This is a genomic window from Kitasatospora sp. NPDC057198, from assembly GCF_042670125.1.
In the GTDB taxonomy this organism is placed as follows: domain Bacteria; phylum Actinomycetota; class Actinomycetes; order Streptomycetales; family Streptomycetaceae; genus Kitasatospora.
Genome location: NZ_JBHUWH010000224.1, coordinates 1 through 12118 on the forward strand (window position 1 = coordinate 1; position 12118 = coordinate 12118).

Sequence of the window (12118 nt, forward strand, 5' to 3'; positions counted from 1 at the left end):
CCCACGGGCGGCCCGGCCCGGACGGATCAGGTGCCCGCCCGCCGCGGAACTCCACCGCCCGGTCCGGGCGCCTGGACCGGGCGCCCGGACCGATGCCGCTCCACCGGCAGAGTGACGGGACGGCCTTCAGCCGATGGTGGCCAGGATGCGGTGGAAGCTCTCCGACCCCAGTAACCGTCCGGTGGCCAGGTCCAGCCCCCAGCCCGAGTGCAGCTCGGTCCGCAGCTGACTGGCCATCAGCGAGTCCAGGCCCAGGTCGCGCAACGGTCGGCGGTGGTCCAGGCGGTCCTCCGGGATCTCGAGCAGGTGCGCCACCCGCCGCACCAGGGCCTGCGCCGCGGTCCCGGCCGGATCCGCCGCCACCGCCGCCACCGCTGCCGCCACCGCCGGCGTCGGCGCAGGCGCAGGCGGGGCGGCCAGGGCCGGCACCTCGGTCCGGCGTACCCGCTGCTTCGGCAGCCGTGGCGTGTGGTGGTGCCCGTAGGAGCGCAGCCGGGAGAGCAGCGACGCCATCGGGCCGAAGGAGACCGGCGGGCCGTAGGAGACCGGCGGACCGAAGGGGACCGGCGGGCCGAAGAAGACCGGCGGACCGGCCTGACGCTGCGGCAGCGCCTGCAGTTCGATCCCCAGGAACTCCGCCAGCACGAAGCCTTCCGAGTCGAGGAAGAGCACGTCGCCCTGCCCACCTGAGGCCGAGGTCCGGACCCGGCAGAGCGCCCAGAACTCGGTGCCCAGCTCGCCGTGCACCCGGATCGAGCCGAACCCGGTCGGCACCTGGACAGCGCCGGGCCGGTAGGCCGCCAGCAGGGTCAGGAGCCCGGATTCCCAGGCCGCGCCGCGCCCGGCGCCGCCCGGCGGGCGGACCTGCGCCACCGCCCGCCCGCCCACGCGCCAGACGTGCTGCACGCCGCGCAGATCCTCGTCGATCCCGAATCCCGCCTGTTCGGCCAGCGCGAGGAAGCCCGGCGCCGACAGGTGGCCCATTCGGCGGGCCAGTGTGCGGTCCAGCAGGTCGCGGCGGTCGACCGGCCCGGCGGTCGGGTCCGGCACCGCGCCGCCCTGTGCGCAGAGCACCGGTTCGCGGTCCGCGCCGTGCCGCAGTTCGGCCCGGACCTGCCGCAGCCCGTCCGAGTCGGGCGCCGACACCGTCACCCGCAGCACCGCCGCGGCCGGCTCCCCGGTGAATTGGGCCGCGCCCAGCCGGACGCCGGTCAGCGCGACCGGCCCGCCCGCCGCGGTGCGGGCGGTGGTCAGCATCGCCTTGAGGTAGACCGAGGGCAGCAGCGGCCGCGCCCCGTGCACCGACACCCCCGTCGCCCAGCCGGCCGCGCCCCAGTCGGCCAGCGGCGCCTCCCGCACGTACGGCGGCAGGGCTCGCGCGACGGCGGCGGAGCGGGTCGCCGGGACGGGATGGCGCAGTACCTCCCGGTCCCAGGCGTAGGTGGGCAGGCCCTCCACCACCGGCGTGGCCGGGCCGTACCAGCGGCCCCAGTCGACCCGGGCGCCGTTGGCGAAGGCCCGGCCCACCGTCTCCAGCAGGGCACCGGCCTCCTCGCAGTCGCGGCGCAGCGAGCCCAGGGCCGCGCCCTCGGCCTTCGCCGAGCGGCGGGTGTCGTCCACCGCGGCGGTCAGCACCGGGTGCGGGCTGACCTCCACGAAGACCGTCTCCCGGGCGCAGAGCGCGCGTACGGCCTCGGTGAAGCGGACCGGCCGGCGCAGGTTCTCCTGCCAGTAGCGCGGCAGCAGTTCGCCCCCGTGCAGGGGTGCGGCCAGCACGCTGGAGAACAGCTCCAGCTCCGCCTGACGAGGTGTCAGGTCATGGAGGGCGGATATCAGTTCATCGCCGATCAGATCCATCGCGGGGGAGTGCGAGGCCACCTCGACCGGCACGATCCGGTGGAACACGCCGCGTTGTTCCAGGAGTTCGGCCACGGCGCGGAGCGGTTCGGCCGGGCCGGCCAGCACGGTCGCGCTCGGCGAGTTCTCCACCGCCACGCAGAGCTCGGCGAACTCGGCGCGTTCGGCCAGCAGCGCCTGGGCGGCCTCGGCCGACAGTTCGACCGCGAGCATCGCGCCCAGCCCGGCCAGCCGGCGCATCAGTCGGCTGCGCCGGCAGATCACCGCGCAGGCGTCGCGCAGGCTCAGTGCGCCGGAGACGTAGGCGGCGGCGGCCTCGCCCATGCTGTGGCCCAGGCAGACGTCCGGTTCCAGGCCGGCCGCCCGCAGCGCCTCCGCCAGCGAGACCGCCACGGCCCACAGGGCCGGCTGGACCTGGTCGACCGCCGTGGGCAACTCCTCGGCGCGGGTGAGCAGTTCGATGACGGACCAACCGAGCTCGGCGCGGATGGCGCGGTCACAGTCGGCCAGCGTGGCGCGGAAGGCCGGTGAGGACTCGAGCAGCCCGCGGCCCATGCCCAGCCACTGCGAGCCCTGTCCGGAGAAGACGAAGGCGGTGCGCCGGGGCGAGCCGAACCCGGCTTCGGCGACGCCGCCCCCGGTGGTCGGCTCGCCGGCCGCCAGGGTCCGCAGCCGGGCGGCGATCACCTCATGGGTGGCGCCCCGGACCCAGAGTCGGTGCGGGTGGTCGTCCCGGCGCAGCGCGGCCGCCGCGCAGAGCCGGCGCAGCGGGTGGCCGTGCCCGGGGCCTTCGAGGAAGTCGGCCCAGGAGGAGGCCAGTTCGGTCAGTGAGCGGGTGGAGCGCGCGCTCAGCACCAGCAGTTGCTCTCCCGCGGCCGTTCCCGCAACGGCCGGGGGGCCGTCCGGTGCCCCGGCGGGCTCCGGCTGCGGCTGGTGAGCACCCACCACCACATGGGCGTTGGTGCCGCAGATGCCGAACGAGCTGACCCCGATCCGGGCCGCCCGGCCGGCGTCGGGCAGCGGGGTGTTGCCGGTCACCACCGAGACGGCCAGGCCCTCCTCGGCGATCACCGGGTTGGGCTCGGTGCAGTGCAGCGAGGCGGGCACGACGCCGTGTCTGGCGATCAGGATCGCCTTGATCAGGCCGGCGATCCCGGCGGCGGACTCGGCGTGGCCGATGTTGCTCTTCACCGAGCCGGTGAGCAGCGGCCGTTCGGCCGGGCGGCCGGTCGCCTCGGCGAGCGCCCGCAGTTCGACGGCGTCGCCGACCGCGGTGCCGGTGCCGTGCGACTCCACGTAGTCCAGCTGGTCCGGGGTGATCCCGGCGGAGCGGCAGGCGGCCCGCAGCATCGCCACCTGGCCGCTGACCGCGGGCTGCAGCAGCAGCCCGCTGCCGCGCCCGTCGTTGGTGACGGCACTGCCCAGCAGGGTGGCCAGGACCAGGTCGCCGTCGCGTTCGGCGTCGGCCAGCCGCTTGAGCACGACGACGCCCACGCCGTCGCTGCGGACGAACCCGTTGGCGCCGGCCGCGCCGAACCGGCAGCGGCCCTCGGGGGAGAGCATCGACCCCTGGGAGTAGGCGATGGCGTCGTGGCTGGAGAGCACCACGTTGACGCCGGCGGCCACCGCGAGGTCGCACTCGCCGGTGAGCAGGCTCTGTCGGGCGGTGTGCACGGCGACCAGGGAGGAGGAGCAGGCGGTGTCCAGCACCACGCTGGGCCCGAGCAGGTCGAGCGCGTAGGAGATCCGCCCGGCCGTCACGGCGCGCAGCCGACTCCCCGCCATGCCGCGGATGTTGGGGCCGTCCGGGTCGGCCGTGGTCTCCGAGTACTCGGCGGTCGCCTGGCCGACGAAGACGCCGGTGTGGGTGCCCGCGAGACTGGAGGGACGGATGCCGGCCTGCTCCAGGGCCTCCCAGGTGGCGTGCAGCAGCAGCCGCTGCTGCGGGTCGACGGCCTTGGCCTCGGCGGGGGAGATCCCGAAGAACGCGTGGTCGAAGGCGAAGACGTCGGAGATGAAGCCGCCGTGGCGGGAGGCGGTCTTCCCGGGGACTCCGGAGGTGGGGTCGTAGTCGGCCGCGATGTCGAAGCGGTCGGCCGGGACCGGGGTGACGGAGTCCGTGCCGGTCAGGAGGTTGTGCCAGAACTGCGTCGGGCCGTTCGCCCCGGGGAGCCGGCAGCCGAGACCGATGACGGCGACCGTGGTGGCAGGGGCCTGTTGGGTGTACTCCATGGGTGGGGTCAGCCTCTTCTGGATCCGACGATGAGGACGGTGTCAGTCGTACCGTTGGGCTAGCGAGATGCAAACTTACACTGAGACTCAAGTTTGACCCTGATGTTTTCGAAAGCTGGCTGACTCTTTCCCATGGGCCGAAATCCGCCGGTCGGCGATCGATTGAACTTTCAACGGGCAAGGGAGCAAGGGGAGATGACGCAGCGTCAGCTCCCGCCTCGCGAAGCTGCCGGAGTGCGGGAAGGCCGCCGGGAGTGGTCCCGGGTCACCGTCGGGGCGGGATCAGGCCCTGCATCAGTAGCGTCAATCCCGTCTGGAGCTCGGGATCGAGCCGCGGCCGGGCGCTGTCCCCGGCGGGCAGGATCCAGCGGTGGAGGGCGCCGAAGTAGAGGTCGTGCAGGGTGTCGCCGATCCGCCCCGGGTCCACGGCGCTGCGGATCTCGCCCCGGGCCCGGCCCTGTTCGACGATGTCCGCGAAGAGCAGCTGCAGGTGCGGGCAGTGGTGCAGCGAGTGGCCGGTCTGCAGCCAGGCGATCAGCATCGCCGCGCTCAGCTCCGGTTCCTCCTCGTTGAGCGTGCTGAGGATGGACATGCAGGTGCCCAGTGCCTCGGCGGTGCCGTCGGCGGCGGCGAGCAGCGGATCCAGGCGGGTGGTCAGCCGGTTGAGCCGGTCCCGGCGCCAGAGCGTGACGAGGCAGTCCTTGCTGCGGAAGTAGTTGAAGAAGGTGCCGCGCCCGATGCCCGCGGACTCCGCGATCTCCGCGATGGAGGTGTCGGCGTAGCCCTTGCGGCCGAACAGCAGGATGGCGGCGTCGTAGACCTGCTCCCGGATGTCGGCCCGGTCGCGCCGGCGGCGTCGGGGGGCGGGAGTCGCGTCGTCCGATGGGTGTCGCACGTACCCTCCAGGGTGGTCGGCGTGCCGGCGGCCCTCACCGGACGGTCCATTGATGGTCCATCATACAAACTTGCATCGAAGTGCAGGTATCCGGGGGCGGTTGGCCGGCGGCGGGTCGGGCCTCCGCGAATTGATGGACTGCGATACAACTTTGGTCTGTAGCCGCGAAGAGGACTTGCGTGTATCTTTGCATCTAAGGTCACCTTCGAGGGGTGTGCGGTCCGGTCGTGCCTGTTCCGGCGGGCGCACCGAGGGTGCGCCCGCGCCGGTCTCCCCGCAGTGCACTGATCCCTCCCGGCAGTTCCGCGGCATCCCACTCACGGGCCCCGGACCCCGGACCCCGTCCGGGCGGCTCGGGTGGCCGCGCTCCGAGCCGTGGGCCGGCCCCGGCGCACCGGTGTCCCAATCGGCATACGAACGGGGAAGCAATGACGATTCAGATGACGGCCCGCAGATTCTCCTCCGCGATCCGCCCGGCCGCCGCTGCGCCGGCCACCGCTGCGCCGGCGGCCACCGCATCCTTAGTACCGTCCACCGCACCACCGGCGACCGCCGTGCCGGCCGCCGCCCAGGAGGCATCCGTGCTGGTGGTCGAGGGCATCGCCGCCACCGCCGGAGCCCGGGTGCGCGAACTGCTGCGGCAGGGCTACGCCGCGAGCGCCGTCGCCACCGGAACGGAGGCGCTGGCCGCGCACCAGCAGGCCGACCTGGTCCTGCTCGACCTGGACCTGCCCGACATCGACGGGCTGGAGGTCTGCCGACGGATCCGCCTCGGCGGCGCCAAGCCGGTGATCTCGATCAGCGGCCGGGACACCGAACTGGACCGGGTGCTGGCCCTGCAGGCCGGGGCGGACGACTGCGTGCTGGCCTCCTGCGGCAACCGCGAACTGCTGGCCCGGATCGAGGCCGTCCTGCGCCGCGCCCGTCCCAGGGCGCCCGCCTCGCCCGCCCTCTCGCTCACCCCGCTGCAGATCGACGCCGGCACCCGTGAGGTCCGCCTGCGCGGCAGTCAGGTCACCCTCACCGCCAAGGAGTTCGACCTGCTGCACGCCCTGGCGGCCGAACCCGGCAGCGTGCTCTCCCGCAAGGAGCTGACGGCCAGGATCTGGGGCACCACCTGGGCCGCCGCCTCCAGTCGCGCCATCGACACCCACGTGAGCAACCTGCGGGCCAAACTCGGAGAGAAGTGGATCATCACCGTGCACGGTGTCGGATACCGGCTGGGCCGGGGTTGAACCGGCGCCGGAGCGGCTGGTTCGCATGCCCCGACAATAGTCGTCGGACGGCCCTCGGGCGGGATTGCGTCAATTCCTTGTCGGCGGCCCCGCGAATGCTTGCGATCGCTCACCGGAGATGACGTCTCCTTGCACTCCTTGACAATTCCCGACACGGCGGGCATTGCCCGGCCAGGGCTTCGGTCGCAAGGATGTTCTACAGAGCGCACCGCACCGAAGCACTGTGGCGCGGCCCCGGAACCCGCGCCGCGGGAACGGGAATTCAGTCCAGAGTCCGACCGGGGAGCAATCCCCGAACGCCGGAGGAGGGAACGCACAATGCCCATCGCAAGGCACGACGAAAGCCTCCCGAGTTTGCCGCTCATTTCCGATGCGACGCTGAGGGATTCGGCCCACATGGCGGGCGTCGAATTCGCCCCCGAACATGCCGCCGTGATCGCCGACCTGCTGGTCAGGACCGGGGTCTCGCTGGTCGAGGTGGGCATGGTGGCCGGTCCCGCGTCCAAGGACGCCGACCTGGTCCTCGCCACCCACGAGGCGGTCGGCCCCGAGCGCAGCATGACCCTGGTCGTCGTCCGGGACCGCCAGCAGGTGGCCACCGCCCTCGACGAGGCCGAGCGCCTGGGCGTCCGGCACATCATGTACTCCATCCCCACCTCGGAGCAGCACGCCGCGCTGAAGCTCGGCTCGTCCAGCGCCAAGTTCCTGCGCACGCTGGCCAGGTCGGCGATCGTCCAGGCCAAGGACCGCGGCTTCCACGTCACCTTCAGCGGCGAGGACGCGGCCCGCACCCCGGCCGAGCGCCTGGTGCCCTACGTCGCCGCGGGCTTCGAAGCCGGCGCCGACCGGTTCCGGCTCGCCGAGACCGTCGCCTGCCTGTCGCCCTGGCAGATGCAGGACGTGATCGCCGAGCTGACCGCGATCGACGGCTCCGAGATCGAGATCCACTCGCACAACATGCTGGGCATGGCGGTCGCCAACTCGCTGGCCGCCGTCCGGGCCGGGGCCAAGTGGATCTCCGCCACCGTCGGCGGCATCGGCGAGCGCGGTGGCAACGCCCCGCTGGCCGAACTGCTCACCTCGCTGCGGGTCATCCACCAGGACACCCGCTTCGACCTGAGCCACCTCACCGAGCTCTCCCGGGTCGCCCTCAGGGGCGCCGGTCTCGGCGAGGCGTTCCAGTCCGGTCCCACCAGCTCGCACTCCTTCGCCTACGAGCTCCCCGGCCAGCTCACCCACCCCGAGGCGTACGAGACGCTGCCCGCCGAACTGGTCGGCAACTCCCGCGAGCTGCTGGTCCGCACCCGCCTCACCCCGCCACTGGTCGAGTGGGCGCTGAACGACTCCGGCATCGACGTCGACAGCGCCGCCTTCACCAGCTGGCTGACTGACCGCCAGGAGCGGTCCGGTGGAGCGCTGTTGGACCGCGACGGCATCCGCAAGGCCGCGATCGAGTTCCAGGCCGCCTGATCCCACCGGACCCACCCCCGGCGGACCGGCGCCCCCCCACACACCGAGCCGCCACCCGACCGACCGAAACAGACCACGAACCGGAGCTGACACATGTCCACCGCCACCCCCCTGACCGGCACCTGTCCCGAGTGCGAGACCGATCTGACCGTCCCGCCGATGGCCGTCGGCGAGACCCTCTCCTGCCCGGAGTGCATGCTGACCCTGCGCATCGAGGAGATCGGCGAGGGCCGGCTCACCCTCGAGATGATCCAGGTCTCGCTGCGCGACTGGGGCCAGTGAGATGTCCCTCAAAGTCGCCATCGTGGCCGACCGGATCGCCTGGGAGGAGCGCCAGCTCCTCCAGGCGGCCCCGGCCCTCGGCCTGACCATCCACTGGGTCAACGACGAGTCGCTCTGCCTCGGCGCCGACGGTGAGCCGTCCCTCCGGGACTACGACGTCCTGCTGGTGCGCAGCCGCAGCTACACCCGCGGCGGCCTGATCGCCACCCTGGCGGAGGCGGCCGGCGTCGCGGCCGTCAACAGCGCGCGGGCGATCAACGCCTGTGAGAACAAGGCGGTGCTGCGCACCACGCTGCGTGCCGCCGGCGTGCCGGTGCCCGACTACCGCCTCGTGCTCTCCCGCAAGGACTTCGAGAAGGCCGTCGAGGAGATCGGCACCCCCGTGGTGCTCAAGCCGATCTACGGCGGCATGGGCAAGCGGGTCACCCTGATCCGGCACAGCGACACCGCCAACTCCGTCTACGACTACGTCGAGGACCTCGGCCACGCGTTCGAGCAGGCATGCCTGGTCGAGCCGTTCCTGGCCGGAGGCTCCTCGGTCCGCTGCCTGGTGGTCGGCCGGGAGATCGTCGGCGCCGCCGAGTTCGCCAGCGCGGGCACCGACTGGCGCAACAACGCCGCCCTCGGCAACCAGACCAGCGCCATCGGACACGACCCCGACATCGTCAAGATCGTCGACGCCGTGGTGGACGAACTCGGCGCCGGGATCTACGGCGTGGACCTGTTCCGCACCGACGACGGCTTCGTGGTCAACGAGGTCAACCACGCGCCCGGCTTCCGGGCCGTGGCCACCGCCGCCGGCGTCGACGTCCCCGCGGCGATCGGCGCCTGCCTCCAGGAGCAGTTCTCATGACAAGAGCAGGAGTCGTCGGGGCCTCCGGGCTGGCCGGCGGCGATCTGATCCGGCTGATCACCCAGCACCCCGACCTGGAACTGACCTTCCTCGGCGGGTCCTCCAACATCGGCCGCCGCCCGGCCGAACTCCACCCCAACCTGCGCGTCGACCTCGGCCTCACCGTGCAGCCGGTCACCGAGGCGGTCGCCGACCAGGTCGACGTGCTCTTCCTGGCCACCCCCGCCCCGGTCTCCGGCGAGCTCGCCGAACTGCTGGCGGACAAGGTCGAGTCGATCATCGACCTCAGCGGCGCCTTCCGGATCCGCACCCCCGAGGTGCACGACCGCTGGTACCCCAAGGTCAAGCGGCGCACCGAGCTCGCCGACCGCTTCGTCTACGGCGTGCCCGAACTGGTCGCCGACCAGCTGGTCGGCGCCCCGCTGATCTCGCTGCCCGGCTGCTACGCCACCGCCCTCACACTCAGCCTCGCGCCCCTCACCCTGGGCCTCGGGCTGGACCTGAAGACCGTGGTGGTGGACGGCAAGAGCGGGTCCAGCGGCGGCGGCCTCAACCTGCGCACCACCGACCTGCACCCGCTGCGCAACGGCGCCATCGCCCCGTACGCGCCCACCGGCCACCGGCACGCCGGCGAGGTGGGCGACTTCCTGGCCCGGGCCAAGAAGGGCGGCATCGGCTCGCTGTCGATGTCCGCCTACGGCGTCTCACACGTGCGCGGCCTGCTCACCAGCGCGTACGTCTTCACCGACGCGCCGGTGGACCAGCGCGAACTGCAGCGCGCCTACACCCGGTTCTACAAGGGCAAGCCGTTCGTCCGGGTCCGCCGGCACGACGAGACACTGATCCCGATGCCGGACCCGCAGGCCGCGCTCGGCTCCAACTACTGCGACGTGACCGTCCTGCACGACCCCGAAGGCGGCCGGATCGTCGCGCTGGGCGCGCTCGACAACCTGGTCAAGGGCGCAGCCGGCCAGGCCGTCCAGGCGGCCAACATCCGCTTCGGCCTCCCCGAGGAGACCGGACTGACCATGCACCCGGTGATGCCCGCATGAGCGGCCCCGGCGGCACCCCCGCCCCCACCGTGGTCAAGCTCGGCGGCAGCTGCCTCGACGAACTCGACGGTACCTGGTGGGACGACCTGGCCGCACACGGCCGGCAGCGCCCGCTGGTCCTGGTGCACGGCTGGTCCAAGCCGCTCAAGCGGCTCAACCCGCGCCACACCGAGCCGTCGGCGATCCTGCGGGACCGCTACGGCAACCAGAGCCGCTGGACCACCCCCGAGGTCATCGCCGACATCAAGACCGTCAGCGCCGCGATGGCCGAGGACGTGCTGGGCCGGCTGGACAGCCGCGGCATCGCCGCCGAGTGGCTGCTCGGCAGCGACGGCCTGGTCCGGGCCGGCGAGGGCGAGCGCTGGTGGTGGCGGGACAAGCAACTGGTCGAGCTGGAGAACCTGGTCGGCCCGATCACCGGCGTCGACCCGGCCCCGCTGAAGGACCTCCGGCCCGGCCGCGCCTACCTGGTCACCCCGCTGGCCCGCAACGCGGCCGGCCAGGAGGTCAACAACGACGCCGACCGGGCGGCCGCGGCCATCGCCGCGGCGGTCGGCGCCACCGACCTGGTCCTGGTCACCGACGTCGAGCACCTGCTGATCGACGGACGGCCGGTGCACCGGATCAGCGCCCAGGACGCGACCGCCTTCCGCGACCAGGGCGCAACCGGCGGGATGCGCAAGAAGCTGCGCGCCGCGGGCGAGGCGCTGGACGGCGGCGTCCCGCGGGTCGTCATCGGCAGCGCCTCGGTCACCGACCTGCTCGACGGCCGCACCGGCACCCTGATCACCCCAGCCTGAGGAGCGAGCACGTGGCCACATCGCGCGTCCTGGTCGTCAACAACGGAACCCTGTCGCTCAAGCAGCTCCGCGGGCGGTTCGAGACCTTGGGCTCGGAGACCGAGGTGACGGACGCCGCCTCGGTGCCGGCCAAGCTCTCCGGCCGCTACCAGGCGATCGTGCTCAGCGGGACCAAGGTCCGCGCCTTCGACCAGGAGTTCTACAAACCGCTGGTCGACCTGGTGATGACCGCCGACGTCCCGGTCTTCGGGATCTGCGGCGGCATGCAGCTGATCGCCGTCTCGGCCGGCGGCGAGCTCGCCCCCGGTGAGCAGCGGGTCGGCGGTTACGAGGTGCAGGTCGACAAGGAGGAGCCGATCTTCTCCCACGTCAAGCCGACCGTGACGGTCTTCCACCGGCACACCCTCTACCTCCGGGCCGCCCCGGCCGGCTTCCGCTCGATCGGCCGCTCGGAACACGCGCCGGTGGAGTTCATCCGCTCGGAGGACGGCCGGATCCACGGCGCCCAGGCCCACCTGGAGTTCCGCAGCGACGGCCTGGAGATCCTGCGCGGCTTCGCCGAGATCTACCAGCAGTGAAGGCCGCCCTGCGCGCCGGCTCTCCCCGGCGCGCAGGGCCCCGACTTCAGTCACACACGCAGAGGACTACGACAATGAGTGATCTGGACAACCGCAAGGATCCCGCCCTCACCGTCCACCTGAACGGCAGCGGCGGCGAGATCAAGGGCTGGGTGGTCGTCGACTCGCTGTACAACGGCCTGGCCATGGGCGGCACCCGGATGACCCCCGGGGTCACCGAGGAGGAGGTGGCCGGCCTCGCCCGCGACATGACCCACAAGTTCATCCTGGCCGGCCTGCCGATCGGCGGCGCCAAGGCCGGCATCGTCTCCGACGGCAGCGACCGCGAGCAGACCTTCCGCACCTTCGGACGCACCGTCAAGCCGCTGCTGCACGGCGGCATCCACCTCGGCATCGACATGGGCGTCACCCCCGCCGACCGGGCCACCTTCTTCGACGAGGCCGGCTACGACCCGCGGTTCCGCCCCGGCGCCCCCGACATGCCGATCGACTGGCGCACCTACTACGAGCCGCTGATCGACGCGACCGGCCACGGCGTCGGCATCGCCGCCGTCACCGCCCTCGAGGGGGCCGGCCGCACCGGCTCCGCCCGGGTGGTCATCCAGGGCTTCGGCGCCGTCGGCCGGGCCGTCGCCGAGTTCCTGGAGGCGCGCGGCCACGTCGTCGTCGGCGTCGCCGACATCGACGGCACGATCAGCGCCGACCGCCTGCCGGTCGCCGACCTGATCGCCGTCACCGACGAGTTCGGCCGGATCGACCGCAGCCGACTGCCGCAGAGCGTCACCGTCACCAACGAGCCCGACGCCTGGCTCGACCTCGACGCCGACCTGCTCATCCTGGCCGCCCAGAAGCACGCCCTCAACG

General features: G+C 72.8%; 10 protein-coding genes. 8 read left to right on the forward strand and 2 right to left on the reverse strand.

What is annotated here, in order from left to right; all coding sequences use genetic code 11:
• Positions 1 to 126: 126 nt before the first annotated feature.
• Entirely contained in the window at positions 127 to 4089 is a 3963-nt protein-coding gene (locus tag ACFUEL_RS23505; protein WP_380238709.1) for a type I polyketide synthase, read from the reverse strand.
• 265 nt (positions 4090 to 4354) lie between these two features.
• A complete protein-coding gene (locus ACFUEL_RS23510) occupies positions 4355 to 4984 on the reverse strand; it encodes a TetR/AcrR family transcriptional regulator (RefSeq protein ID WP_380238711.1) in 630 nt (209 codons plus the stop codon).
• 440 nt (positions 4985 to 5424) lie between these two features.
• Between ACFUEL_RS23510 and ACFUEL_RS23515 the strand changes: the two genes are divergently transcribed.
• The 8 genes from ACFUEL_RS23515 to ACFUEL_RS23550 form a co-directional block, all read left to right on the forward strand.
• Positions 5425 to 6219: a response regulator transcription factor gene (locus tag ACFUEL_RS23515; protein ID WP_380238713.1), complete on the forward strand. Its 795-nt coding sequence runs from the start codon at positions 5425 to 5427 to the stop codon at positions 6217 to 6219.
• Between the two features lie 318 nt (positions 6220 to 6537).
• Entirely contained in the window at positions 6538 to 7689 is a 1152-nt protein-coding gene (locus tag ACFUEL_RS23520; RefSeq protein WP_380238715.1) for an isopropylmalate synthase, read from the forward strand.
• A 93-nt stretch (positions 7690 to 7782) separates the two neighbouring features.
• Positions 7783 to 7971 carry a lysine biosynthesis protein LysW gene (locus tag ACFUEL_RS23525; RefSeq protein WP_380238716.1) on the forward strand — a complete coding sequence of 63 codons (189 nt, stop codon included), beginning with the start codon at positions 7783 to 7785 and terminating at the stop codon, positions 7969 to 7971.
• Position 7972: 1 nt separating this feature from the next.
• Positions 7973 to 8824, forward strand: a complete 852-nt coding sequence (locus ACFUEL_RS23530; protein WP_380238717.1) for a RimK family alpha-L-glutamate ligase — start codon at positions 7973 to 7975, stop codon at positions 8822 to 8824.
• Entirely contained in the window at positions 8821 to 9876 is a 1056-nt protein-coding gene (gene argC, locus ACFUEL_RS23535) for an N-acetyl-gamma-glutamyl-phosphate reductase (RefSeq protein ID WP_380238718.1), read from the forward strand. Before ACFUEL_RS23530 ends, argC begins: the two co-directional genes overlap by 4 nt.
• Positions 9873 to 10676, forward strand: a complete 804-nt coding sequence (locus ACFUEL_RS23540) for an acetylglutamate kinase (RefSeq protein WP_380238719.1) — start codon at positions 9873 to 9875, stop codon at positions 10674 to 10676. Before argC ends, ACFUEL_RS23540 begins: the two co-directional genes overlap by 4 nt.
• 11 nt (positions 10677 to 10687) lie before the next feature.
• Positions 10688 to 11254 carry a type 1 glutamine amidotransferase gene (locus tag ACFUEL_RS23545; RefSeq protein ID WP_380238720.1) on the forward strand — a complete coding sequence of 189 codons (567 nt, stop codon included), beginning with the start codon at positions 10688 to 10690 and terminating at the stop codon, positions 11252 to 11254.
• A gap of 74 nt (positions 11255 to 11328) precedes the next feature.
• Positions 11329 to 12118, forward strand: a 790-nt coding sequence (locus ACFUEL_RS23550; protein WP_380238721.1) for a Glu/Leu/Phe/Val dehydrogenase dimerization domain-containing protein, incomplete at its 3' end; no start/stop codon positions are given.

Coding starts and splice junctions, on each gene's coding strand:
- ACFUEL_RS23505 (WP_380238709.1), bottom strand. CDS start 4,089: ATGGAGTACACCCAACAGGCCCCTGCCACCACGGTCGCCGTCATCGGT.
- ACFUEL_RS23515 (WP_380238713.1), top strand. CDS start 5,425: ATGACGGCCCGCAGATTCTCCTCCGCGATCCGCCCGGCCGCCGCTGCG.
- ACFUEL_RS23520 (WP_380238715.1), top strand. CDS start 6,538: ATGCCCATCGCAAGGCACGACGAAAGCCTCCCGAGTTTGCCGCTCATT.
- ACFUEL_RS23525 (WP_380238716.1), top strand. CDS start 7,783: ATGTCCACCGCCACCCCCCTGACCGGCACCTGTCCCGAGTGCGAGACC.
- ACFUEL_RS23530 (WP_380238717.1), top strand. CDS start 7,973: ATGTCCCTCAAAGTCGCCATCGTGGCCGACCGGATCGCCTGGGAGGAG.
- argC (WP_380238718.1), top strand. CDS start 8,821: ATGACAAGAGCAGGAGTCGTCGGGGCCTCCGGGCTGGCCGGCGGCGAT.
- ACFUEL_RS23540 (WP_380238719.1), top strand. CDS start 9,873: ATGAGCGGCCCCGGCGGCACCCCCGCCCCCACCGTGGTCAAGCTCGGC.